The 25120-nt window shown below is 68.0% G+C and carries 23 protein-coding genes and 1 riboswitch; of the genes, 10 read left to right on the top strand and 13 right to left on the bottom strand.

Features of this window, described 5'->3' with window-relative positions; all coding sequences use genetic code 11:
* Positions 1–438: 438 nt before the first annotated feature.
* The 4 genes from U4Z31_RS25805 to thiC form a co-directional block, all read right to left on the bottom strand.
* Positions 439–1365: a DMT family transporter gene (locus U4Z31_RS25805; RefSeq protein WP_321811746.1), complete on the bottom strand. Its 927-nt coding sequence runs from the start codon at positions 1363–1365 to the stop codon at positions 439–441.
* A 160-nt stretch (positions 1366–1525) separates the two neighbouring features.
* Entirely contained in the window at positions 1526–1786 is a 261-nt protein-coding gene (locus U4Z31_RS25800; protein WP_044848012.1) for a hypothetical protein, read from the bottom strand.
* Between the two features lie 209 nt (positions 1787–1995).
* Positions 1996–2211 carry a glycine zipper 2TM domain-containing protein gene (locus U4Z31_RS25795; RefSeq protein ID WP_044848011.1) on the bottom strand — a complete coding sequence of 72 codons (216 nt, stop codon included), beginning with the start codon at positions 2209–2211 and terminating at the stop codon, positions 1996–1998.
* Positions 2212–2464: 253 nt separating this feature from the next.
* Entirely contained in the window at positions 2465–4396 is a 1932-nt protein-coding gene (gene thiC / locus U4Z31_RS25790; protein WP_321811745.1) for a phosphomethylpyrimidine synthase ThiC, read from the bottom strand.
* Between the two features lie 124 nt (positions 4397–4520).
* A riboswitch (TPP riboswitch) is annotated at positions 4521–4637 on the bottom strand.
* 270 nt (positions 4638–4907) lie between these two features.
* On the opposite strand from thiC, the gene U4Z31_RS25785 reads away from it, so the two are divergent.
* The 3 genes from U4Z31_RS25785 to U4Z31_RS25775 all read left to right on the top strand — a co-directional run bounded on the left by U4Z31_RS25785 (position 4908) and on the right by U4Z31_RS25775 (position 6734).
* Complete coding sequence (locus U4Z31_RS25785) at positions 4908–5174, top strand: pentapeptide MXKDX repeat protein (RefSeq protein WP_044848009.1); 267 nt, start codon at positions 4908–4910, stop codon at positions 5172–5174.
* Between the two features lie 109 nt (positions 5175–5283).
* Positions 5284–5916 carry a cytochrome b/b6 domain-containing protein gene (locus tag U4Z31_RS25780; RefSeq protein ID WP_321801342.1) on the top strand — a complete coding sequence of 211 codons (633 nt, stop codon included), beginning with the start codon at positions 5284–5286 and terminating at the stop codon, positions 5914–5916.
* 29 nt (positions 5917–5945) lie between these two features.
* Entirely contained in the window at positions 5946–6734 is a 789-nt protein-coding gene (locus U4Z31_RS25775; protein WP_124487535.1) for a molybdopterin-dependent oxidoreductase, read from the top strand.
* A gap of 42 nt (positions 6735–6776) precedes the next feature.
* On the opposite strand, the gene U4Z31_RS25770 is transcribed toward U4Z31_RS25775, so the two are convergent.
* Together U4Z31_RS25770 and U4Z31_RS25765 are read right to left on the bottom strand one after the other, a co-directional pair.
* Positions 6777–7058 (bottom strand): helix-turn-helix domain-containing protein, encoded by a 282-nt coding sequence (locus tag U4Z31_RS25770; RefSeq protein WP_124487536.1) that lies wholly within the window; start codon positions 7056–7058, stop codon positions 6777–6779.
* A complete protein-coding gene (locus tag U4Z31_RS25765; protein WP_321811744.1) occupies positions 7055–7408 on the bottom strand; it encodes a type II toxin-antitoxin system RelE/ParE family toxin in 354 nt (117 codons plus the stop codon). Before U4Z31_RS25765 ends, U4Z31_RS25770 begins: the two co-directional genes overlap by 4 nt.
* A 503-nt stretch (positions 7409–7911) precedes the next feature.
* On the opposite strand from U4Z31_RS25765, the gene U4Z31_RS25760 reads away from it, so the two are divergent.
* On the top strand, positions 7912–9111 hold the full coding sequence (locus tag U4Z31_RS25760; protein WP_044848005.1) for an EamA family transporter: 1200 nt from the start codon (positions 7912–7914) through the stop codon (positions 9109–9111).
* Positions 9112–9132: 21 nt separating this feature from the next.
* Here the strand turns inward: U4Z31_RS25760 and U4Z31_RS25755 are convergent, their stop codons facing one another.
* The 7 genes from U4Z31_RS25755 to U4Z31_RS25725 form a co-directional block, all read right to left on the bottom strand.
* Positions 9133–10332 carry an MFS transporter gene (locus U4Z31_RS25755; protein ID WP_321811743.1) on the bottom strand — a complete coding sequence of 400 codons (1200 nt, stop codon included), beginning with the start codon at positions 10330–10332 and terminating at the stop codon, positions 9133–9135.
* Between the two features lie 361 nt (positions 10333–10693).
* Entirely contained in the window at positions 10694–11518 is an 825-nt protein-coding gene (locus U4Z31_RS25750) for a phosphodiesterase (RefSeq protein WP_321811742.1), read from the bottom strand.
* 47 nt (positions 11519–11565) lie between these two features.
* Positions 11566–12597, bottom strand: coding sequence for an ABC transporter ATP-binding protein (locus tag U4Z31_RS25745; protein WP_124487540.1), 1032 nt, complete (start codon positions 12595–12597; stop codon positions 11566–11568).
* A gap of 24 nt (positions 12598–12621) precedes the next feature.
* Complete coding sequence (locus U4Z31_RS25740; protein ID WP_321801349.1) at positions 12622–13518, bottom strand: ABC transporter permease; 897 nt, start codon at positions 13516–13518, stop codon at positions 12622–12624.
* Between the two features lie 10 nt (positions 13519–13528).
* On the bottom strand, positions 13529–14353 hold the full coding sequence (locus U4Z31_RS25735) for an ABC transporter permease (RefSeq protein WP_321811741.1): 825 nt from the start codon (positions 14351–14353) through the stop codon (positions 13529–13531).
* A gap of 15 nt (positions 14354–14368) precedes the next feature.
* On the bottom strand, positions 14369–15397 hold the full coding sequence (locus U4Z31_RS25730; RefSeq protein WP_321811740.1) for an ABC transporter substrate-binding protein: 1029 nt from the start codon (positions 15395–15397) through the stop codon (positions 14369–14371).
* A 65-nt stretch (positions 15398–15462) separates the two neighbouring features.
* Positions 15463–16488, bottom strand: a complete 1026-nt coding sequence (locus U4Z31_RS25725) for a substrate-binding domain-containing protein (RefSeq protein ID WP_044844945.1) — start codon at positions 16486–16488, stop codon at positions 15463–15465.
* Positions 16489–17558: 1070 nt separating this feature from the next.
* Between U4Z31_RS25725 and U4Z31_RS25720 the strand changes: the two genes are divergently transcribed.
* From U4Z31_RS25720 to lpdA, 6 genes are all read left to right on the top strand, one after another.
* Positions 17559–18707, top strand: coding sequence for a porin (locus tag U4Z31_RS25720; RefSeq protein ID WP_321811739.1), 1149 nt, complete (start codon positions 17559–17561; stop codon positions 18705–18707).
* A gap of 227 nt (positions 18708–18934) precedes the next feature.
* Entirely contained in the window at positions 18935–19561 is a 627-nt protein-coding gene (locus U4Z31_RS25715; protein ID WP_321811738.1) for a flavin reductase family protein, read from the top strand.
* Between the two features lie 435 nt (positions 19562–19996).
* The gene (locus U4Z31_RS25710) at positions 19997–21229 is read left to right on the top strand and encodes a 3-methyl-2-oxobutanoate dehydrogenase (2-methylpropanoyl-transferring) subunit alpha (RefSeq protein ID WP_257775381.1); all 1233 of its coding nucleotides are present in this window, start codon (positions 19997–19999) and stop codon (positions 21227–21229) included.
* 2 nt (positions 21230–21231) lie between these two features.
* Entirely contained in the window at positions 21232–22275 is a 1044-nt protein-coding gene (locus U4Z31_RS25705; RefSeq protein WP_321811737.1) for an alpha-ketoacid dehydrogenase subunit beta, read from the top strand.
* A 1-nt stretch (position 22276) separates the two neighbouring features.
* The gene (locus U4Z31_RS25700; RefSeq protein WP_321811736.1) at positions 22277–23614 is read left to right on the top strand and encodes a dihydrolipoamide acetyltransferase family protein; all 1338 of its coding nucleotides are present in this window, start codon (positions 22277–22279) and stop codon (positions 23612–23614) included.
* 5 nt (positions 23615–23619) lie between these two features.
* The gene (lpdA, locus tag U4Z31_RS25695; RefSeq protein WP_321811735.1) at positions 23620–25011 is read left to right on the top strand and encodes a dihydrolipoyl dehydrogenase; all 1392 of its coding nucleotides are present in this window, start codon (positions 23620–23622) and stop codon (positions 25009–25011) included.
* The last annotated feature ends 109 nt before the right edge of the window (positions 25012–25120 follow it).

The following is a 25120-nucleotide window of genomic DNA, read 5'->3' as shown; positions in this document are numbered from 1 at the left end:
ATCGGGGGACGGTATCGTGCGCGCCACGCAGAAGCCGTCGCACGCGCAGGTGGACGCGAAAGAACGTGGTGCATCGTGACCGCCTTCTGCGGATGAGTGTTACGAGTGTAACGGGAATGGCGCGGCGCGCGTATCAGGGTAACTCCAGACGCAAACGCTACACCGCCGCGTGGACCGGGCTGTCCGCCCGCAAGCGCGACACGCAAGGGCCGCCGGTCGTGCACGCGGCGACAGCGCCGCGTGTGCCGCGTGCATTGCGTGCGAAGAAGACCGGCGGATCGGGAAAACGGAAAAACGGGCAAGCCATGCGGCTGCATCGGCATCAGATGCAAAACGACCTGCGCCGTCGCGCTCCGGTCCATGCGCGGCGCTCGGCGAACGGTGGCCGGCGCGTCGCGGGAAACCGGCAACCGGCAGGGTGCGGGCCCAGCGCGTCGCTCAGGTCGCTTCGCCGCCGCGCGGGCCCAATCCGGGAATCCGCTTGATCACGCCGGTCGCAAGCGCGGTGCCGACGAGCACGATCGCGCAGCCTTCGATCATCACGACCGACACATGTTCGCCGAGGAACAGCGCGCCCCACAGCAGGCCGAACACCGGGATCACGAACGTCACCGTAATCGCGCGCGCCGGGCCGACATGCGCGATCAGATAGAAGAAGATGAAATACGCGATGCCCGTGCAGGCGATGCCGAGCGCGAGCACGGCGCCCCACGCATGCGCGCCGACGGCAGCCGCGGGCCAGGTCGCGATCGCGAACGGCAGCAGCAGCACGGTCGAGCCGATCATGCTGCCGGTCGCGTTGACGAGCGGGTCGACGCCGCTGAGCGTGCGCTTCGTGTAGTTGGCCGCGATGCCGTACAGCAGCGTCGCGCCGAGCGCGGCGGCGGCAGCCAGCGCGGTGGCGCTGGCGCCGGTGCTGCCGCTTGCGTTGGCGACCTGGTCCCACACGAGCGTGAGCACGCCGGCAAAGCCGATCACGAGGCCGAGCGCGCGCGGCAGCGACAGCTTGTCCTTCAGCCAGAGGTAGGCGACGAGCGCGCCCCACAGCGGCGTCGTCGCGTTGATCACCGACGTCACGCCGGCCGACAGCGTCAGTTCGGCGAACGCGAACAGGCAGAACGGGATGCCCGAGTTCAGCGCGCCGACGACGAACAACGGCCATGCGCGACGGCGCAGCTGCGCACCGAGCTCGGTGGGCTTGAAGCGCGTCAGCGCGAAGCCGGTGAGAAACAGCGCGCCGATACCCACGCGCAGCGCCATCAGCGGCGCGACACCGAAGTCGGCGACGCCGACCCGGATGAACAGGAACGACGCGCCCCACAGGGCGGCGAGGACGGTCAGCAGAAAGGCGTTCTTGGGTGACATCGAGCGTGGCGGGCGAGGGGACGGGATGCAAAGGATCTTACACCGCGTTACCGCGCCGTCGTTTCACGATCGGATGAAACGACAAGAAACGGGAACGTCGCCGGTCACCGGCTCGGGGCGACCGGCGGCGGATGGAGTGGCTGTGGATGGGCCGGCGCGCTCAGTGATGGTGGTGCCAGCCGCCGCGTCCGCCGAAGCCGAAATTGAGCGACAGCGCGGGTCCCCAATAACCGCCCCATGCCGGCGCATACGCAGGCGCCGGGTAGTAGTAGGCGGGGCCCGGATCGACGTACACGGGCGCCGGCTGTACCGGTGCGGCCGCGTAATAGCCGCCGGGATAATAGCCGTACGGGTAGTAGCAGCCGGCGAGCGTCGTGCACGCGAGCGCCGCGGCGGCGAGTGCGACGAGGGTCCTGTTCATGATGTCTCTCCGGCGGAGCCGGCAATCGGCAGATGCTTAAGCTTAGGCCGCGCGGCGATGACAAGATGCGCAAAACGGTAACGGATCATTTCCGCGCCGCTGCGTCGTGTTGCGGCGCCGCATACGAAAAACGGCGCTTCCGCTGCGCGGAAACGCCGTCAGGCCGGAGCTTGCCGCGCGTCGCGCGGCAGCCGGGTAAGCCGGCCGGCTTATTTGCCGACCTGGTTGCCGATGATGCCGCCGGCGGCTGCGCCGCCCAGCGTCGACAATGCGTTGCCGCCGATCGCCGCGCCCGCGACGCCGCCGACACCCGCACCGATTGCCGTATCGCGCTGGCGCCGCGTCATCGAATCGCAGGCCGACAGGCTGGCCACCGTCGTGACGAGCAGCGCGCATACCCCAAAACGCCGAATCGAAGCATTCATGATGGTTGTCCTCGCGATAGTGAACGGAAGGTCGCACGAGCGCATCGCGGCCGCGCATGAAACCAATCTACCTGCCGTCCCACCGGGCTGCTGTAAGGACTTGTTAAGGCTCGGGCGGTTTCGTAATCAATTGTTTCCCTTGCGCCGGCAGGCACGACGCATGCGCGGGCACGCAAAAAAGCCCGCTCGAAAGCGGGCTTGGTGCAGTGCGCCACGCTGCGGTCCGTGCGGACCGCCGCGTTCGCTGGCCGGCTTACTGACGGTGATAGATCTCGGCGCCGGTCTTCACGAACTCGACCGCCTTGACTTCCATCCCCTTCTTCAGCGCTTCGCTTTCCGATACGCCCTGTTGCGCCGCGAACTCGCGCACGTCCTGCGTGATCTTCATCGAGCAGAAGTGCGGGCCGCACATCGAGCAGAAGTGCGCGACCTTCGCGGAATCCTTCGGCAGCGTCTCGTCGTGGAATTCGCGCGCCTTGTCCGGGTCGAGGCCGATGTTGAACTGGTCTTCCCAGCGGAACTCGAAGCGCGCCTTCGACAGCGCGTTGTCGCGGACCTGCGCGCCGGGGTGACCCTTGGCGAGGTCGGCCGCGTGCGCGGCGAGCTTGTACGTGATGATCCCTTCCTTCACGTCGTCCTTGTTCGGCAGCCCGAGGTGTTCCTTCGGCGTCACGTAGCACAGCATCGCGGTGCCGAACCAGCCGATCATCGCGGCGCCGATCCCCGACGTGATGTGGTCGTAGCCCGGCGCGATGTCGGTGGTCAGCGGCCCGAGCGTGTAGAACGGCGCTTCCTTGCACCAGTCGAGCTGGAGATCCATGTTCTCCTTGATCAGCTGCATCGGCACGTGGCCGGGGCCTTCGATCATCACCTGCACGTCGTGCTTCCACGCGATCTGCGTGAGCTCGCCGAGCGTCTTCAGCTCGCCGAGCTGCGCTTCGTCGTTTGCGTCGTAGATCGAGCCGGGGCGCAGGCCGTCGCCGAGCGAGAAGCTCACGTCGTACGCCTTCATGATCTCGCAGATCTCTTCGAAGCGTTCGTACAGGAAGCTTTCCTTGTGATGCGCGAGGCACCACTTCGCCATGATCGAGCCGCCGCGCGACACGATGCCCGTCATCCGGTTCGCGGTGAGCGGCACGTATTGCAGGCGCACGCCCGCGTGGATCGTGAAGTAGTCGACGCCTTGCTCGGCCTGCTCGATCAGCGTGTCGCGGAAGATTTCCCAGGTCAGGTCCTCGGCCTTGCCGTTGACCTTCTCGAGCGCCTGGTAGATCGGCACCGTGCCGATCGGCACCGGGCTGTTGCGGATGATCCACTCGCGCGTTTCATGGATGTGCTTGCCGGTCGACAGGTCCATCACCGTGTCGCCGCCCCAGCGGATCGCCCACGTCATCTTGTCGACTTCCTCGCCGATCGACGACGTGACGGCCGAGTTGCCGATGTTCGCGTTGATCTTCACGAGGAAGTTGCGGCCGATGATCATCGGCTCGGATTCCGGGTGGTTGATGTTCGCGGGGATGATCGCGCGGCCGCGCGCGACTTCGTCGCGCACGAACTCGGGGGTGATCTCGGCCAGCGCGTTCGCGCCGAAGGCCGCGGCGCCGAACGCCTGGCCCGGATGCTGGCGGCCCATCATCGCGGCGAGCTTCGCGCCGTTCGGGCCGCTCGACTTCAGGCTCTCGATGTATTCGGCGCGGCGCTGGTTCTCGCGGATCGCGATGTATTCCATTTCCGGCGTGATGATGCCCTGCCGCGCGTAGTGCATCTGCGTGACGTTCTTGCCGGCCTGCGCGCGGCGCGGGTTGCGGTGCAGGCCCGGGAAACGCAGGTCGGCGGTAGCCGGGTCGGCCGCGCGCTCGAGGCCGTACTGGCTCGACAGGCCGTCGAGCACTTCGGTGTCGCCGCGTGCCTCGATCCAGCGCTGGCGCAGCGCGGGCAGGCCCGCGCGGATGTCGATCTTCGCGTCCGGATCGGTGTAGGGGCCCGACGTGTCGTACACGTAGATCGGCGGGTTCTTTTCGCCGCCGAAGCCGGTCGGCGTGTCGGCCTGCGTGATTTCACGCATCGGCACGCGGATGTCGGGCTGCGAGCCGGTTACATACACCTTTCGTGAATTGGGCAGCGGCGCGACGGCAGCAGCGTCGACGTGGGCGTCGGCAGACAGAAACTTCGGATTGGCGTTCATGCAATCTCCTGTGTGAGCGCCGGGCAGGCGCTTCGGCGCTTGCCCGGAGCCCTTGACGAATGTGGGGCTCGAGCTAAGCAGGAGACGAGGCTTGGTGAGGCGGCGGATTTCGTCAGAAGGATGGCGGTGAAATCCGTACGCTTCCCTGCGCTGGCATTATCCAGATCAGGTTCAAAGGGTATTTCTCACCCGCAATGCCGGTTGTTTGACCGAACGCATTGCAGGACCCCCGCGTTAGCAGCGCACACGATACACTGGCTTGGCGGCGGTTTCAACCGGGACGGGATCGGCCGTCCCGGTGCGGCCGCAGCATGGCGGGCGGTGTGATGGCCCGTCGAAATGACAGCGCGCGTCGCCGCCGCGCGGCCCCACGGCTCGGCCGGCCGCGGCGAAGCGGTGCAACATGGCGCGCCTTCGCGCAACCTCACAAAAAAAATTTCGCAGCGGCTGTCATTTCCCGCGACGTCGTCCGTCTATTCGGCTCCTTAAACCCATGTTTTGGAGAGATGTCATGAAAAACGTACTGATCGCCACCTGTGTCGCTGCTTTCGCCACGCTTGCAACGGGCGCGTATGCGCAGAACGACGCGATGTCGCAAAACGGCTCGTCGATGTCGAAGGACGCGATGGGGCACGACGCGATGGCGAAGGACGGCGCAATGAAGAAGGACGCCATGAAGAAGCATGCGATGAAGAAGGACGCGATGAAGAAAGACGCGATGTCGCACGACGAGATGGGCAAGGCGAAGTCGGACGACAAGATGGCGCCGTCGAACTGACGGAGCCGGACAGGGCGTGCGGCCGGCGCATGTGCTCGACGACGGCCGCCCGCGTCTCGTTTTGTCTCGACTCGACTCGTCTCGTCGACGCGTTCCGGGAGTCTTCATCATGCAAACCGTTCCCGCCACCGGGCGCGCGGCCGTCACGCCGCCCGCCCGCAAGATTCATCCCCTGTGGGTGCGCGTGAGCCACTGGCTCAACGCGCTCGCGGCGATCCTGATGGCGCTGTCCGGCTGGCGCATCTACGATGCGTCGCCGATCTATCCGCCGTTCGTGTTTCCGCACGGCATCACGCTCGGCGGCTGGCTCGGCGGCGCGCTGCAATGGCATTTCGCGGCGATGTGGCTGCTGGTCGGCAACGGGCTGTTCTACCTGACGATGTCGATCGCGACCGGACGCCTCGCGCGCAAGATGCTGCCCGTCACGCCGGCGTCCGTGTGGCGCGACGTGCGCGCCGCGCTGCGCGGCCGGCTCGCGCACGACGATCTGAGCGTCTACAACGCGGTGCAGCGTGCCGCGTACCTGGTCGCGATCGTCGATCTGATCGTGCTGGTGCTGTCCGGGCTGACGATCTGGAAGTCGGTGCAGTTTCCGCTGCTGCGCGAACTGTTCGGCGGTTACGACAACGCGCGCGTCGTGCATTTCTGGGCGATGTCGCTGCTCGTCGCGTTCTTCTTCGTGCACGTCGCGATGGCGCTGCTGGTGCCGCGCTCGCTGCTCGCGATGCTGCGCGGGCGCTGACCCGTCAACTCCGGGTGAAGGAAATCATCATGTCCGATTCCGAATACAGGCGCGCCGATTCGCGCTGGACGCTCGACCGCAAGTCGCTCGAACTCGACGTGCGCCGCGAGCTGGAGATGCCGTCGCGGCGGCTGTTCAATCGCCGCATCCTGACGCTCGGCGGCCTGACGATGCTGACCGGCTGCACGCTGAAGGACGACGCGTCGGTCAACACGTTCCTCGAGAAGGTGTCGCGCATGAACGACCGCGTGCAGGCGTGGCTCTTCAGCGGCGAGCGGCTCGCGCCGACCTACACCGAGGCCGACATCACGCGGCCGTTCCCGTTCAACGCGTATTACGGCATCGACGACGTGCCGCACGTCGACGCATCGACGTACCGGCTCGTGCTGTCGGGCCGCGTGACGGGCAAGCGCGTGTGGACGCTCGACGAGCTGTATGCGCTGCCGCACGCGGAGCAGATCACGCGGCACATCTGCGTGGAAGGGTGGAGCGCGATCGGCCGCTGGGGCGGCACGCCGTTCGGCGCGTTTCTGGCGCGTGCCGGCGCCGATACGCACGCGAAATACGTCGGCTTCAAATGCGCGGACGACTACTACGAAAGCATCGACATGCCGACCGCGCTGCATCCGCAGACGCTGCTCGCATTCGACTACGACGGCCACCGCCTGCCGCCGGAATTCGGTTTCCCGATGAAGCTGCGGATGCCGACCAAGCTCGGCTACAAGAATCCGAAGCACATCATGGAAATCTTCGTGACCGATACCTTCCCGGGCGGCTACTGGGTCGATCAGGGGTACAACTGGTTCGGCGGATCGTGAAGCGGCGGCGCGCGAACGCGTGCTGCCGTGCGTCGCGGCGTGTCACACGGATTCGCGCACCTGCAGGTCGACGCGCAGGCCGACCGCCGCCGCCATGTTCACGAGCGCGTCGAGCCCGAACAGGTTGATCTTGCCGCGCAGCAGATCGGACACGCGCGGCTGCGTGACGCCCAGCCGTTGCGCGGCCTGCGCCTGGCTGAGTTCGAGCTGCGCGATGCGCTGCTTGAGCGCGATCATCAGCTCGGAGCGCAGCTTCATGTTCTCGGCTTCGGCCGGCCGGCCTTCGAGTGCGTCCCAGACGCTCGCATGACGTTCGTTGCTCATCGTTTCCTCTCCATCATCAGCGCCCGGTAGCGTCGGGCCGCCAGGTCGATATCGGTCTTGCAGGCGCGTGCCGACTGCTTGCGGAAGCAATGCAGCACGTAGATCGCGTCGGCGAAGGTCGCGACGTAGACGATCCGGAACGCACCGCTCGCGTCGCGCAGGCGAATTTCCCGCACGCCCGGGCCGACGGTGCGCATCGGCTTCCAGTCGTCGGGCGCGAGGCCGCGCTGCACCTGGTCGATCTGGTGGCCGGCTTCGCGGCGCGCGAGAAGCGGAAAGCCGCGCAGGTCGTCGAGTGCGGTGCCGACGAACACGACCGGCTTCGGCGGAAGAATGGTGGAATTATACAAAATTTTGTATGGGTCGTGTGCGGGTCGAAAGGGCGAATGTCGGCGGCCGGACGCGCCTGCCGACCGTCGCCGATCATCACCATAAGCGCGAAGCGACCGCTGAAGCGCATGACTGGCCATCAGGCCGATGGAGCGATCGCAACGGGCGGGACCGGATGCCGGGCGGCCCGCGCGACGCCCGCGCCGCGCGTATTCGGCCCCCGATCCGGTTGGTCCGGATACCGAAAAATGTCGCGCCGAAACGTCAGTCGATAAGCTTTCAGACTGGTCTGATGATGCTTTCGAATCCTTGATGCCATAATGCCGAGCGTGCGCAGCCGAAGCGGCTCGCGCCCGCTTTTCGACCCTCTGCCGCCGCTTGCCGGTTCTTATTCGTCGCCGTTCGCACTGCCATGTCGTTCCGCACGTCCGTCTCCGCCTTCCCGGTCCAGTCAGGGCCGTTTGCCGGTCTCTCCGGCGTCTTTCAGCGGAGCACGCGACACGTCGTGCGGGCGGGCTGAACGATGACCCCGCTCGACCGCCTCCTCGATTTCCTCGCCCGCCTGCCGATCCGGATCCGCCTGCCGCAAAGCCGCGGCGGCCGCGTCGCGCTCGCCCTCGTCTTCATCTATTTCGTCTGGGGTTCGACCTACAGCGGCCTGCATTTCGCGCTGCAGTCGTTCCCGCCGCTGCTGCTGTCGGGGCTGCGCAACCTGCTCGGCGGGATCGGCCTGTTCATCTTCGCGCTGCGGCGCAAGCCCGAATGGCCGACGCTGCTCGAAATCCGCAACTCGGCGATCGTCGGCACGATGCTGGTCGCGCTGTCGTCGGGCACGATCGCGCTCGGGATGCGCACGGTCAGCAGCGGCTCGGCCGCGGTGATGGTCGCGACGGTGCCGCTGTTCGCGACCGTGATCGCGGCGGTCGCCGGACGCGCGGTGACGAAGGGCGAGTGGGCGGCCGTCGCGCTCGGGATGGTCGGCATCGTCGTGCTGAATTCGGGCGGCGCGGCCGCCGCGAACTCGGCGCTCGGCACGATCTGCGTGCTGGCCGGCGCGCTGTTCTGGGCGGGCGGCGCGCATCTCGCGACGCGGCTCAAGCTGCCGTCCGACCTGTTCCTGTCGACGTCGCTGCAGATCGGCCTGGGCGGGTTGATGTCCACGATCGGAGCGTGGCTGATGGGCGAGCGCATCGAGCAGGTCGCGGTCGCGCCGGTGTTCGCGTTCGTGTACCTGATGGTGTTCTGCACGATGGCCGCGTACGTCGCGTACGGCTACCTGATTCGCCACACGAGCCCGATCATCGCGAGCAGCTGCATGTATGTGAACCCGATCGTCGCGGTCGCGCTCGGCGCGCTGATGCTCGGCGAGCCCGTGACGACGGCAACCGTGGTCGCCACCGTCGCGATCCTCGGCAGCGTCGGGCTGTCGTTCCTGTTCGATCCCGCGCGCCGGCCCGCGGCGCGCGCGGCGGCCGATGCGGCGCCGGGCGTGGTGACCGTGGCGACCGCGGCAACCGTCGCCGCCGAATCGACGGCGGATGCGGCGTCAGTACCGGCTCAGGCGGCGATGCCGGAGCCGGCACCGATCCTCGCGCCTTCCGCGGTACCGCTTGCGGTGCCCGCACCGGCCGCCGTCGTGGACCCGGCCGCGGTCATGGATCCCGCGCAGGCATTCACGCCGCCGCCGGCCGTCAATCCGGCCGCGTCGCGGGCCGACGCATGACGCCGGTGCGCGACGCGGCGTTCAGTCGCGACGTGCGCCGCGATGGTGGGACCAGCCGGCGAGTGCGGTAAACAGCAGGCCGGCCGCGCACATGCCGATCCAGCCAAAGGCGTGCCACGCGGCGACGCCGGCCGACGAGCCGAGCGCGCCGCCGATGAAGTAGCACACCATGTACACGGTGTTCACGCGGCTGCGCGCCTCGGGCTTCAGCGCGTAGATGCGCGACTGGTTCGAGATCTGCGCGGCCTGCACGCCGACATCCAGCACGATCACGCCGATCACGAGCCCGACTAGGCTCGTCCCCGACAGCGCAAAAATCACGAACGACGCCGCGAGCAGCGCGATCGCGAGCGAGATGATCGCGCGCGGGCCGCGCGTGTCCGCGAAACGGCCCGCGTACGGTGCAGCCAGCGCACCGGCCGCGCCGACGATCCCGAACAGCCCTGCGGCCTGCGGGCCGAGATGGAACGGCGCGCCGGCGAGCAGCAGTGTAAGCACCGGCCAGAACGCGCTGAACGCGGCGAACAGCGCGGCGCCCGTCAGCGACGCCTCGCGCAGCCCGCGCAGTTCGACCGCCAGGTGCCACATCGAGCCGAGCAGCTTGCCGTACGGCAGCGTCGACGTCGGCGAGCTGCGCGGCAGCCGCAGCACGATCACCGCGACCAGCGCGACGAGCGCCGCGACCGACGCGCCGAACACCGCCCGCCAGCCGAAATATTCGGCGACGAAGCCGGCCGCCGTGCGCGCCAGCAGGATGCCGAGCAGCAGGCCGCTCATCACGGTGCCGACCGCATGCCCGCGCTCGGCCGGCGGCGCGATCTCGGCCGCGAACGGCACGGCCTGCTGCGCGATCGTCGCGAGCACGCCGATCGCAAGGCTCGCCACGGCCAGCACTGCCAGCGACGGCGCGGCCGCGGCGACGATCAGCGCGATCGACAGTCCCGCGATCTGCATCAGGATCAGCCCGCGGCGATCGAAGCGGTCGCCGAGCGGCGCGAGCAGGAACATCCCGGCTGCATAGCCGAGCTGCGTCGCGGTCGGCACCGCGCCGATCCATGACGCGCCGTCCGGGAAGGCCGAGCGGAAGCTGTCGAGCAGCGGCTGGTTGTAGTAGATGTTCGCGACCGACACGCCCGCGATCGTCGCGAGCAGCAACAGCAGGCTGCGCGAGTAGTGGGGCGAGGCGGCGTCGGTCGGACGGTCGGTGGAGGCGGCGGACATGGCGGCAACGGAACGGAGTTGGGCGGCGTGGCGCGCGGCGCGGCGTCGGTGGCGCAGGCGGCCGGGCGCCGATCGAGCGTGCCGATCATACCGGAGCACCGGGAATCGTGCCGGCGGTGCTGCGGCGCTGCGGCGCTGCGGCCAGAAGCCCAGAAGCCCAGAAGCCCAGAAGCCCAGAAGCCCATAGGCCCGGAAGCCCGGAAGCCCGGAAGCACGGAAGCACGGAAGCACGGAAGTGCAGAAGCGCAGAGGCTGCGCTGCTGGCGCGATCGCAGCATGGCCGGCCGCGCTCAACCGCAATCATTCGACGCGGCCCCGACCAGCCGCAACCGCTCGTCATGCATCCGCGATTGCGTACGGTTCAGTCGACCAGTTCCCCGCTCGGCTCATAGAACGGATACGGCCCGTCGCCTTCGTCCACGTACACGTGATGGGACGTCATCCCCATGTCCGGCGTATGGACGTGCACCGCGAACGCGGGCGGCTCGAGCCGGAACGCGGACGGCGCGTCCGCGCGCAGGTCGAACGCGACCTGGTGCGCGGGCGCCGGCACGGCCGACGCGAGCGTGCCGCCGAAGCGCGTGAACATCGTCCGGTGCACGTGGCCGCACAGCACGCGCTCGACGTTCGGATAGCGGCGCAGCAGCGCGTCGAGTTTCGTGGCGGCGGCGGGCACGAGGCGCAGCGCGTCCATATGTCCGATCCCGGACACGAACGGCGGGTGATGCAGCGCGACGATCACCGGCCGGTCGCGCGCAGCGTCGAGTTGCGCGGTGAGCCACGCGAGCCGCGCATCGCACAGGTCGCCGTGGCTCGTGCCGGGCACCTGCGAATCGAGTGCGAGCACGCGCACGGCGCCGACGTCGAGCGCGTACTGCACGAACTCGCCGTCCTGCAATTCGGGACGATCGGCGAACGCGCGGCGCAACCCCGCACGATCGTCGTGATTGCCGACCATCAGGTAATACGGGATCTCGAGCGGCGCGAGCAGGTCGCGCAGGTGGCGGTATTCGTCGTCGTGGCCGAAGTCGGTCAGGTCGCCGGTGACGAGCACCGCGTCGGGGCGCGGCACCAGCGCGTTCAGCTTCGCGATGCAGCGCGCGAGCGCGGCGGCCGTGTCGACGCGCCGGTACGCGAGCTGGCCCGGGCGCTTGATGTGGAGATCGCTGATTTGAGCAAGCAGCATCGTCGTTCCTCGGAATGTGTGGTTATCGTGGTTATGGTGGGGCGGTGTTACGCGGCGAGTGCGATCAGGCCTTCCGGCGCGATCGTGAGGCCGACCGCCGTGCCGCGCGCGAGCTCGATGCGGCCCGGCACGTCGATCACGAGCGCGTCGGGTGCCGCATGCTCGATCGTGAGCCGCGTGCGTTCGCCGAGGAACGCGCACGCGCCGATCGCGCCGCGCAGCGGCGCATGCGCGGGATCGGCGAGCTGCGCATCCTCCGGACGGAAGAACCACTCGTCGGCGGCGTGCGGCGTGACGATCGCGCCCCCCGTCGTCACGAGCGCGCCGTCCTGCCATTGTCCTGCAAGCCGGTTCAGCGTGCCGATGAACTGCGCGACCGTACGGTTCGCCGGGCGGTAGTAGATGTCGCGCGGCGTGCCGATCTGCTCGATGCGGCCCGCGCCCATCACGACGATCCGGTCGCCGAGCTCCATCGCCTCGGCCTGGTCGTGCGTGACGTAGACGGTCGTCACGCCGAGCTCGCGCAACAGCGCATTCATCTCGCGGCGCAGCACGTCGCGCAGCTTCGCGTCGAGCGCGGTCAGCGGCTCGTCGAGCAGCAGCACGCGAGGGCGCACCGCGAGCGCACGCGCCAGCGCGACCCGCTGGCGCTGGCCGCCGGACAGCTGATCGACGGGTTTGTCCGCATGCGCGTCGAGCCGCATCATCGCGAGCAGCTCGTCGACGCGTTCGCGCAGCGCGCGCGGCTCGGTCTTGCGGATCTTCAGTCCGTAGCCGACGTTGCCGCGCACCGTGAGGTTCGGGAACAGCGCGTAGTTCTGGAACACCATGCCGACCTGGCGGCGCTCGATCGGCAGCGCGGTCACGTCGTCGCCGCCGAACCGGATCGTGCCGCCGGCATCCGGCGTGTCGAGGCCCGCGATCAGGCGCAGCGTCGTCGTCTTGCCGCAGCCCGACGGGCCGAGCAGCACGAGCGTCTCGCCCGCGCCGATCGACAGGTCGAGCGGTTCGAGCACGCGCGTGCCGCGGAACGTCTTCGCGCAGCGGGTCAGGGTGATGGGGGTGGAATCGAGTTTCATGGGAAGGGTAAGGTCAGCGCAGGGTCAGCGCGGGCGACGCTTCGGTGCGCGCGTGCCGGACGGATCGACGCCGAGCCACTGCATCGCGACGAGGAGCGGCAGCGTCATCAGCAGGAACACGATCGTGTACGCGCTGCCGACTTCGAGGCGCAGCGACGCATAGGTATCGGCGAGCCCGACGGGCAGCGTCTTCGTGTCGGGCGTGTGCAGCATCCAGGTCAGGTTGAATTCGCCGATCGACAGCGTGAGCACCGCGAGCGCGCCCGCGACGATGCCGGGGCGCAGGTTCGGCAGCACGATCGTGACGAAGCGCGTGACGAACGACGCGCCGAGGCTCGCCGCGCCTTCCTCGAGCGTGCGCAGGTCGGCGCCGGCGGCGACCGCCGCGACCGCGCGCACCATGAACGGCAGCGTGAACACGACGTGGCCGACGACGATGAACCACAGGCTCATCCGGAACGCGGTGAAGCCGCCGTACACGACCAGCAGCGCGAGCGCCGACGCGAGGCCCGGCAGCGCGACCGGCAGCACGAGCGCTTCCTCGATCACGCGGGCGACGCGGCTCTTGCTGCGCGCGAGCGCATAGCCGGCCGGCACGCCGACGGCGAGCACGATCGCGAGCGTCGCGAACGCGACGCCGAGCGACAGCGCGACCGAGCCCTGGTACTGCTGCCACACCTGTTCGAGCCAGCGCAGCGTGAGGCCGCTCGACAGCCCGCGGAAATAGTTGACGGTGAGGCCCGCGAGCACCGACATCACGACGGGCACGATCAGGAACGCGCACAGCAGCAGCGTGACGCCCCATTGCAGCGCGGCGATCGCGCGCGCGCCCGACACGCGCGGCGCGCGTCGGGCGGCGCCGTTCGCGTGCGACGGAGCGGGCGCCGGCGACGGCGCGGACGAACCGGAAAGCGATTGCATGAAGGAATCCTCAGGCCGCGGCGGCGGCGGTGTGGCCGGTGAACCGGCGCGCGAGCGCGAGCACGGCCCACGTGACGATGCCGAGCACGATCGACAGGCCGGCGGCCGTCGCGATGTTCGCGTTCAGCGTGAACTCGGTGTAGATCGTCATCGGCAGCACGTTCAGGTCGGTGGCGAGCGTGAAGGCGGTGCCGAACGCGCCCATCGCGGTCGCGAAGCAGATCGCGCCGGCCGCGACCAGGCCCGGCGCGAGCGCCGGCAGCACGATGTCGACGAAGATGCGCCACGGCGACGCGCCGAGCGAGCGCGCGGCTTCCTCGAGCGACGCGTCGAGCTTCGACGCGGCCGCGATCACGGTGACGATCACGCGCGGGATCGAGAAGTACAGGTAGCCGACGAACAGCCCGGCAACCGAATACGCGAACACCCACTTGTCGCCGGTCAGCTTCGCGGACAGCATGCCGATCAGCCCTTGCCGGCCGGCGAGCATGATCACCATGAAGCCGACCACGACGCCCGGGAACGCGAGCGGAAAGGTGAGCAGCGCGAGCAGCACGCGCTTGCCGGAGAATTCGCGGCGCGCGAGCAGCAGGCCCGAGATCGTCGACAGCGCCAGCGTCGCGAGCGTGACGCCGGCCGACAACGCGATCGTTTCGCCGAGGCTCGTCATGTAACGCGCGTTGCCGAGCAGCGCCGCGTATTGCGTGAAGAACGCGCCGTCGGCGGACACCCGCACGAGCGCCGCCATCGGCAGCAGCCAGAACGCGGCGAACACCGCGAGCGCCGGCGCGACGAGGGCGACGCGCCAGCGCAGCGGGAAAGTCAGGTCGAGCATGGCGTGGTCCGGCGCTTACTGCATCACTTGCAGGTATTGCTGGCCGAACGCCTGCTGGCCGGCCGCCATCTTGCCGAAGTCGACCGATTTCGCCCGGGCGTATTCGCTCGCCGGCAGGAACTTCGCGGCGACGTCGGCGCCGAGCGTCTGCGCGCGCACCGGACGCAGGTACGCATTGGCCCACAGCTTCTGGCCTTCGTCGGACAGCACGAAGTCGAGCACCTTCCTGCCGTTCGCGTCGTGCGGCGCACCCTTCACGAGGCTCATCACGTACGGCACCGCGATCGTGCCTTCCTTCGGAATCACGAACTCGACGTTCGCGTGATCCTTGTACTTCGCGCGATACGCGTCGAAGTCGTAGTCGAGCAGGATCGGAATCTCGCCGGACAGCACGCGCGCATACGCGGTCTGCTTCGGCACGATCGGCGCGTTCGCCTTCAGCTTGCGGAACCAGTCGAGCCCCGGCTTGAAGTCGTCGAGGCTGCCGCCGAGCGCCTGGTTGACGGCCACCGCGCCTGCATAGCCGACGAACGCGCTCGACGGATCGAGGTAGCCGACCATGCCCTTGTATTCCGGCTTCAGCAGGTCGGCCCACGAGCGCGGGACCGGCTTGCCGTCGAGCGCGTCCTTGTTCACGAAGAAGCCGAGCGTGCCCGAGTGGATCGCGAACCAGTAGCCCTGCGGGTCCTTCAGGTTCGCGGGGATGTCGTTCCAGTGCGCGGGCTTGTACGGCGCGATCACGCCCTTGTCCTTCGCCTGGAACGCCGACGACACGCCGAGATAGACGACGTCGGCGACCGGGCTCTTCTGCTCGGCGATCAGCTGCGCGATCGCCTGGCCCGAGTTCTTGTTGTCGAACGGCACGCGGATGCCGGTCTTCTGCTTGATCGCCGCGATCTGCGCGGCCCAGTCGGCCCATTCGGGCGGGCAGTTGTAGCAGATCGCGGATTCGTCGGCATGGGACGCGGGTGCGAACGCGACGAGCGCGGCGCAGGCGACGGGGGCTGCGAGCACGCGCAGCAGCGAGGTCAGGCGAAAGGACACGGTGGATCTCCGGGCGGGGTCGGGGTAGCTTGCGCGCGCCGCGCACGATGGCGTGGCGCGCGTGTTCAGGCTTGGTGCAACTGCAGGTCGGCGGCCGGCGGCGCGACCGTCGCGCCGTCGCGCACCGTATGCGGCAGGATCAGCGACGTGCGCTCGATCGTCGCGCCGCCGATGCATTCGACGAGGCGCTGCCATGCATGACGGCCGATGTCCTGGTTCGGCGTCGCGACGCTCGCGAGCGGCGGCGCGAGCAGCTCGCCGATCGCGATGCCGTCGAAGCCGAGCACCGACAGGTCGTCGGGAATCGAGAAGCCCGCGCGGCGCAGGCCGCGCATCACGACCATCGCGAGCAGGTCGTTGCTGCAGAAGAGGGCGGTCGGGCGCGTGGCTCGCGCGGTGAGGTGCGCGAGCACCGCGTCGGGCAGCTCGGCCGCGTTGAAGTCGACCTCGACCGGTGGCAGCGTCGCGACGCCGGCCTCCTCGAGCGCCTGCGCGTAGCCGAGATGGCGCTGGCGAGCGCGATCCGACGCGGCGAGCGAACCGGCCAGCATCAGCACGCGGCGATGACCGCGTGCCGTCAGCATGCGCACGCCGTCGTAGGCGGCGCTGCGGTTGTCGACCGACACCGACGGTCGGCGTTGCGTGTCGTTGTGCATCAGCACGTAGTGCGGGCCGTCGCGGTCGAGCATGTCGAGCAGCGGATGCGTGTCCGCATCGGCGACGGTCAGGATCAGCCCCTCGACGCGCTGCTCGCGCAGCGTCTCGATCGCGTGGCGCTCGCGCGCCGCGTCGTATTCGGTCGTCATCAGGATCAGCTTGAAGCCGGCCGCGGTCGCGAGTTCGTCGATGCCCTGCAGGCAGTCGGCGAATACCGGGTTCGACAGCGTCGGCAGGACGACGCCGACGAGCCGCGTGCGCTCGCCGCGCAACTGCCGGCCGAGCGGGCTCGGGCGGAACTGCAGCGTGTCGATGGCGGTGCGGATGGTCGCCAGCGTGGCGGGGCTGACGGTATGCGGCGCGTTGATCGCACGCGAGACGGTGGCGATCGAGAAGCCGGCGAGCGCGGCGACGTCCTTGATGGTCGGGGGCATGAAGTTACGCGATGTAAACGTTTTCGGCGGGAGAATTATCGAAAACGTTTGTGACTTCGCGATGACTCACGAGACGTCTGTTTCGTAAAAAGTGCGACACAAACATCAGACGGTTGGCGCCCGGCGAGCGGGGCGGATTCGATTGTATCGGCGGATGCTGCGGCGCGGGAGGAAATCGGCGACGGTGTCGCGCCGACGTCGGTTGCGGTGCTCGGGTTCGGGTGTGGACAGGGCAGGCCGACATGCTGCATCGCGATGCAATGCACGCGAATCAGCTAATGCATGTGCAAGCAATGGTAGAATCGCGTCCGCCCTTTTGCCGGGGTGATGAAATTGGTAAACATAGCGGACTTAAACGATTGAGTGCCCGGCCGGAAACGACCGGTGCAGAACCCTTCAAATTCGGTGAAACCCCTGACGCGCGCCTGCGTCGAGGCAACGCCGAGCCAAGCCTCGCGGTACGAGTGCAGCGAGGAAGGTGTAGAGACTAGACGGGGGGCGCCTAAGGCGCACGGGCGGCAACACCGCCCGCGCGCGACGGCGAAGGCATAGTCCAGCGCACGAACGGCTTCGTTTCGACGACGCCGGCTTTGAAAAAAGCAGTGTGACGAAAATCCGCCGCCTTAACTGGCTTGCCGGTTCGAGTCCGGTCCCCGGCACCAAGATCGCTTCCGTGCGATTCCATGAAGTTCCGAAAACCCGCGAGAAACCAGCCGCTCGCGGGTTTTTTGTTTTTCAGGTCGTGCTTCGATGGCGGCGGCCGGTTCCTGTTGCTCCCCCGCGCCGGCCAAACGCAAACGTACCGGCGATTGAAATATCGATTCCCCGCAATTTGCTTCAGGCGTCCGCTCGTCGCCCGAATGAAGCGCGCTTCAACACCCGGCTATCCGCTTTCCGCGCCGAAAAACAGCCGGCGTTCTGGAGAGCACCTTTCCGCCGCAGGCCGCTAACAGCAGAAAAACGGCTCATTACACTGCGCCCGTCGCATCGCCGGGAAACATCGACGCGACGCACCTTCGCAGCACGCAACCGTTGCGACCAGCAAACGAAAGACCTGGGGGTAAATCGTCATGAACATGCGTTGGGGGATCATCGCACCCGCCGCGTTGCTTGCTGCCGCGGCGCATGCACAAAGCAGCGTGACGCTGTACGGCAAGATCGAGGACGGTATCAACTACACGAGCAACGCGCGCGGCCACGGAACCGTGCAATTGCAAAGCGGCTACGACTACGGCAGCCGCTGGGGTATCAAGGGCACCGAAGACCTCGGCGCAGGCTACCAGGCGATTTTCACGCTCGAGAGCGGCTTCGACGTCAACAACGGGAAAATGAGCCAGGGCGGCCGGGAATTCGGCCGTCAGGCTTTCGTCGGCATCGCGTCGGATCGTTACGGCACCCTGACGTTCGGTCGCCAGTACGATCCGAGCGTCGACGTCTTCTCGCCGCTCACCGCAAACGGCAACTGGACCGGCTACCTGTTCTCGCATCCGTACGACAACGACAACACCGACTACTCGTTCCGCGTGAACAACGCGGTCAAGTACGTGTCGCCCGCGTGGCACGGTGTTACCGCGGAGGCGATGTATGGATTCAGCAATCAGGCGGGCGGCTTCGCGAACAACCGTCTCTATGGCGCCGCGCTGCAATACCAGCAGGGCGGGCTGACGGTCGGCGCGTCGTATCTGAAGATCAACAACGCACGCAATGCCGATTCGACCGGGGCGATCACCGGCGACAACACGTTCGATGCGTCGTCGCAGCAGAACATCGGCATCGGCGTGAATTACGCGTTCTCGAATGCGCTCGTGGGATTCACGTATTCGCACGTCGACGTCTACGATCCGACTTCGAACGCGTATTTCACCGGTACGACGCAGCCGGCGGGCGGTGCGTGGCAGTCGTGGAAATTCGACAACTTCGAGGTGAACGGCCTCTATCACTTCACGACCGCGTTCTACGTCGGCGCGGCATACACGTACACCCAGGCCCGCGTGGCGTCGACGGTCGGCTCGTTCAATCCGAAGTGGCATCAACTGAGCGCGAAGCTGAACTACGACTTGTCGAAACGCACGTCGGTGTTCGTCGAAGGTGTCTATCAGCATGCGCTGAACGCGCACACTGGAACCGACTTCGACTACGCGTACATTCCGGGCGCCGCCGATATCTCGTCAGGCCCGAATCAATACGTCGCGCGTGTCGCGCTGCTGCATCATTTCTGACGCTGCTCTCCGGGCGGTTATCGGTCATGTGTGGGTAAAAAAGTCCTGAATTTCGGGCTTGAAGGGAAATGTCGGCTCGCCAGGCCACGGCGGGCCACTTCGCTGCGACGAAAGCGCCGCCGTGTGATACTTGGCACCTACGTCGCACAGGCCGTCGCCACCATCGTCGCGCACGTGACGCGGCCGATGGAATCAAACGACGTTTCCCTCCCGCAAGACCACCCGCCATGACCGATTCGAACTACCACTATTACGAACCGTCGCAAGGCCACGGGCTGCCGCACGATCCGTTGAACGCGATCGTGGGCCCGCGCCCGATCGGCTGGATTTCCTCCCGCGGCAACGACGGCACGCTCAACCTCGCGCCGTACAGCTTCTTCAACGCATTCAACTATCGTCCGCCGATCATCGGCTTTTCGAGCACGGCCGCGAAGGACAGCCTGCGCAACGTGCAGGAAACCGGCGAGTTCGTCTGGAACCTCGCGACGCGCGACCTTGCCGACCGGATGAACCAGACCTGTGCCGCCGTGCCGTACGGCGTGAACGAATTCGAACTCGGCGGCCTGACCGCGATTCCGTCGCGCCTCGTCAGCGTGCCGCGCGTGGCGGAAAGTGGCGTCAACTTCGAATGCAAGGTGACCGACGTGATCCGGCTGCGCGACCACCGCGGCGTCGAGACGCCGGCCACGCTGGTGCTGGGCGAGGTCGTCGCCGTGCATATCCGTCACGACCTGCTGAAGGACGGCCTCTTCGACACGTTCGGCGCCGGCATCATTCTGCGCGCGGGCGGCCCGTCCGCCTACGTGCACGTGACGCCCGACAGCCGCTTCGACATCGCGCGCCCCGACGCGTGACGCATCGCATCATCGACGCATCGCGCCTTCGCGCCTTCGCGCGCCGGAACGATCCGGCGCGTGAGCGCTGAAGCACGCGGACGCGCACCGACAAAGACAAAGACCCCGCCGAAATCCAGGATTTCGCGGGGTCTTTCGCTTCGTACCCTCCGACACGCGTGACAGACGCGCATCGATTCCGCGCTCGCCGACGCGTTGACGCATCGCAGCACACGCAACCGTCCTTCAAACCCACCGGCAACGCCGCTCGCCCATCGTCGCCGCCATGGCAAATCTGCTCACCCCGAACGAGCGGGTTGGGCATCGACGTCCGGCACGGCAAGGCATACATTCCCAAGGTTGGCGTGCTTATCCGCGCGCCAGCCTGCGCGTGAGCCGGCAACCGGCCGCGCGCCTTTATCAGCGTGAGACACAATCGAGCGTGGAGACGACACGATGAGCCTGTCAGAGCCATTGCGTCTGCATGTGCCGGAGCCCACCGGGCGCCCGGGCTGCAAGACGGATTTTTCCTATCTGCATCTATCGCCGGCCGGCGCGGTTCGCCGCCCGCCGATCGACGTAGCGCCGGCGGACACCGCCCATCTCGCCCGCAGCCTGGTGCGCGTGCTCGACGATCACGGCGAAGCCCTCGGACCGTGGGCGCCGGATCTCGACGATGCGCGCCTGATCGCCGGGATGCGCGCGATGCTGAAGACCCGCATCTTCGACGCGCGGATGATGATCGCGCAGCGTCAGAAGAAAATCTCCTTCTACATGTTGAGCCTCGGCGAAGAGGCGATCGGCGCCGCGCATGCGATGGCGCTGCGTCACGGCGACATGTGCTTCCCGACCTACCGCCAGCAAAGCATCCTGATCGCGCGCGACGTGCCGCTCGAACGGATGATCTGCCAGCTGATGTCGAACGAAGGCGACCCGCTGAAGGGGCGCCAGCTTCCGGTGATGTACTCGGACCGCGAAGCCGGCTTCTTCTCGATCTCCGGCAATCTCGCGACGCAGTTCATCCAGGCGGTCGGCTGGGCGATGGCGTCGGCGATCAAGGGCGACACGAAGATCTCGTCCGCGTGGATCGGCGACGGCGCGACCGCGGAAGCCGACTTCCACACTGCACTGACGTTCGCGCACGTGTATCGCGCGCCGGTCGTGCTGAACGTCGTCAACAACCAGTGGGCGATCTCGACGTTCCAGGCGATCGCGGGCGGCGAGGGGACGACCTTCGCCGGGCGCGGCGTCGGCTGCGGCATCGCTTCGCTGCGCGTCGACGGCAACGACTTCCTCGCGATCTACGCGGCGTCGACCTGGGCCGCCGAACGCGCGCGCCGTAATCTAGGCCCGACCTTGATCGAGTGGGTCACCTATCGCGCCGGCGCGCATTCGACGTCGGACGATCCGACGAAATACCGGCCGGCCGACGACTGGGCCCATTTCCCGCTCGGCGATCCGATCGCCCGCTTCAAGCAGCACCTGATCGCGAAGGGCATCTGGTCGGACAGCGCGCACGACGCGCTCACGGCCGAACTGGAAGCCGAGGTGATCGCCGCGCAGAAGGAAGCGGAGAAGTTCGGGACGCTGGCCGACGACCGGATTCCGTCGCCCGCGTCGATGTTCGACGACGTGTACAAGGAGCTGCCCGCGCATCTGCGCCGTCAGCGCCAGGAACTGGGAGCGTGATCATGGCGCAACATGAAACAACGACGGCGTCGGCCCAGCCGATGACGATGATCCAGGCGCTGCGCTCCGCGATGGACGTGATGCTCGGCCGCGACGACGACGTGGTCGTGTTCGGGCAGGACGTCGGCTACTTCGGCGGCGTGTTCCGCTGCACCGAGGGGCTGCAGGCCAAGTACGGCAAGTCGCGCGTGTTCGACGCGCCGATCTCGGAAGGCGGGATCGTGGGCGCTGCGGTCGGGATGGGCGCGTATGGCTTGCGGCCGGTCTGCGAGATCCAGTTCGCGGACTACTTCTATCCGGCGTCCGACCAGATCGTGTCGGAAGGCGCGCGGCTGCGCTATCGCTCGGCGGGCCAGTTCACCGCGCCGCTGACGATCCGGATGCCGTGCGGCGGCGGCATCTACGGCGGCCAGACGCACAGCCAGAGCCCGGAGGCGATGTTCACGCAGGTCTGCGGACTGCGCACGGTGATGCCGTCGAATCCGTACGACGCGAAAGGACTGCTGATCGCGTCGATCGAGAACGACGATCCGGTGATCTTCCTCGAGCCGAAACGCCTGTACAACGGGCCGTTCGACGGCCATCACGAGCGTCCGGTCACGTCGTGGCTCAAGCATCCGGGCAGTGAGGTGCCGGACGGCTATTACACGGTGCCGCTCGACACGGCCGCCGTCGTGCGGCCCGGCAACGACGTGACGGTGCTGACGTACGGCACGACCGTCCACGTGTCGCTGGCGGCTGCCGAGGAGACCGGCATCGATGCGGAAGTGATCGACCTGCGCACGCTGTGGCCGGTCGATCTCGACACGATCGTCGCGTCGGTGCGCAAGACCGGTCGCTGCGTGGTCGTGCACGAGGCGACGCGCACCTGCGGCTACGGCGCGGAGCTGGTGTCGCTCGTCCAGGAGCACTGCTTCTACCATCTGGAGGCGCCGGTCGAGCGGACGACGGGCTGGGACACGCCGTATCCGCACGCGCAGGAATGGGCGTATTTCCCCGGGCCGGCCCGGGTCGGCGAAGCGTTGCGACGCGTGATGGAGGCCTGAGATGGGGATTCATGTCATCAAGATGCCGGATATCGGCGAAGGGATCGCCGAGGTCGAGCTGGTGGCCTGGCACGTTCAACCGGGGCAGACGATCGCCGAAGACCAGCCGCTCGCCGATGTGATGACCGACAAGGCGGCGGTGGAGATTCCGTCGCCGGTGGCGGGCAAGGTGCTGGAGCTCGGCGGCAGGATCGGCGAGATGATGGCGGTCGGCAGCGAGCTGATTCGTCTCGAAGTCGAAGGCGACGGCAACCTGAAATCGGGCGCGAAAGCACACGATGCAGGCCCGGATGCGACGCGGCGAGCGGCGGCGGTCGACGTGCCTGCCGAGTCGTCTTCCATCGCTGAGGGATCCGAAACACATGCGTCGTCGAAGGCGGCGACGCATGCCGCGTCCCGCGCGCCGGCCGAGCCGCGCCGCGCGGAACATGCGGCGCCGCCGCGCGCGGCGCTCGCGCCGGGCGAACGGCCGCTCGCGTCGCCGGCGGTGCGCCAGCGCGCGTGGGACATGGGCATCGAGCTGCGCTACGTGCGCGGCACCGGCGAGGCCGGGCGGATCCTGCATGCGGACCTCGACGCGTATGCGCGCACGGGCGGCGGCGCCGCGCGCGGATCGCAAGCGTGCGGCTACGCCGAGCGCAACGACGCAACCGAAGTGCCGGTGATCGGCCTGCGGCGCGCGATCGCGCGCAAGATGCAGGAAGCGAAGCGCCGCATTCCGCACTTCAGCTACGTCGAGGAGATCGACGTCACCGAACTCGAAGCGCTGCGCGCCGAGCTGAACCGACGCCACGGCGACACACGCGGCCGGCTCACGCCGCTGCCGCTGCTGATCCGCGCGATGGTGATCGCGCTGCGCGACTTCCCGCAGATCAACGCGCGCTACGACGACGAAGCCGGTGTCGTCACGCGATACGGCGCGGTGCACATGGGCGTCGCGACGCAGACGGACGGCGGCCTCACGGTGCCGGTGCTGCGTCATGCGGAAGCGCGCGACGTGTGGTCGATCTCGGCGGAAATCGCGCGGCTCGCCGACGCGGTGCGCGCGAACCGCGCGCAGCGCGACGAGCTGACCGGCTCGACGATCACGATCTCGAGCCTCGGCGCGCTCGGCGGCATCGTGTCGACGCCGGTCATCAACCATCCCGAGGTCGGCATCGTCGGCGTGAACCGGATCGTCGAGCGGCCGATGATCCGCGACGGCGCGATCGTCGCGCGCAAGATGATGAACCTGTCGTCGTCGTTCGACCATCGCGTCGTCGACGGCGCGGACGCGGCCGAATTCATCCAGGCCGTGCGCGAGGTGCTCGAGCGCCCGGCGCTGCTGTTCGTGGAGTGAGCCCGATGAAGAACGAACACACCACGCTGCTCGTGATCGGCGGCGGGCCGGGCGGTTACGTCGCCGCGATTCGCGCGGGGCAGCTCGGCATTCCGACGGTGCTCGTCGAGCGCGACCGGCTCGGCGGCACGTGCCTGAACATCGGCTGCATTCCGTCGAAGGCGCTGATCCACGTCGCCGACGCGTTCGAGCAGGCGCGCGGGCAGGCCGTCGAGGGGATGCTCGGGATTCGCGTGCGCGCGCCGGAGATCGACATCGCGAAAAGCGTCGCATGGAAGGACGGCATCGTCGAGCGGCTCACGCGCGGCGTCGGCGCGCTGCTGAAGAAGCACGGCGTGCGCGTGCTGCACGGCGACGCGCGCGTCGTCGACGGCAAGACGGTCGACGTCGTCGCCGGCGACCACACGACGCGGATCGCCTGCGAGCACCTGTTGCTCGCGACGGGTTCGGAGCCGGTCGAACTGCCGTCGATGCCGTTCGGCGCGCACGTCGTCTCGTCGACCGAGGCGCTGTCGCCCGCGTCGTTGCCGAAGCGGCTGGTCGTCGTCGGTGCCGGCTACATCGGGCTCGAACTCGGATTCGTCTATCGCAAGCTCGGCGTCGACGTGAGCATCGTCGAGGCGGCCGGGCGCGTGCTGCCCGCATACGACGCGGAACTCGCGAAGCCGGTCGCCGATTCGCTCGCGCGGCTCGGCGTCGGGCTATGGACGGGCAACAAGGTGCTGGGCCTCGCGAGCGACGGCGCCGTGCGCGTGCAGGCGCCCGACGGCGCGGAGAAAACCCTGCCGGCCGATCGGGTGCTGGTCGCGGTGGGTCGCCGGCCGCGCGTCGACGGCTTCGGGCTCGAATCGATGCCGCTCGATCGCAACGGTCGCGCGCTGCGCATCGATGACGAATGCCGGACGTCGATGCGCAACGTATGGGCGATCGGCGACGTCGCCGGCGAGCCGATGCTCGCGCATCGCGCGATGGCGCAAGGCGAGATGGTGGCCGAGCTGATCGCGGGACGGCGCCGCAAGTTCACGCCGGCCTCGATCCCGGCCGTGTGCTTCACCGATCCCGAGGTCGTCACGTCCGGCTGGTCGCCCGACGACGCGAAGGCGGCCGGTGTCGACTGCATCAGCGCGTCGTTCCCGTTCGCGGCGAACGGCCGCGCGATGACGCTGCAGGCGACCGACGGTTTCGTGCGCGTCGTCGCGCGGCGCGACACGCACCTGATCGTCGGCTGGCAGGCTGTGGGGCGCGGCGTGTCGGAACTGGCCGCCGCGTTTTCGCAATCGCTCGAGATGGGCGCGCGGCTCGAGGACATCGGCGGCACGATCCACGCGCATCCGACACTCGGCGAAGCGATGCAGGAGGCGGCGTTGCGCGCGCTGGGACATGCGCTGCACGTGTGAGCATGTGCCGACCCGTGCGGCTGATCGAAGCCCCGCCACGGCGGGGCTTCTTGTTTGTGTCGATCGCGTGCGTCGGCTTCGTGTCTCCCGCGCCGGATTCGACACGACG

Origin of the sequence: Burkholderia sp. BCC1985, from assembly GCF_905339915.1 — a bacterium.
GTDB lineage: Bacteria > Pseudomonadota > Gammaproteobacteria > Burkholderiales > Burkholderiaceae > Burkholderia.
This window is presented reverse-complemented; position numbering and strand designations above follow the sequence as displayed.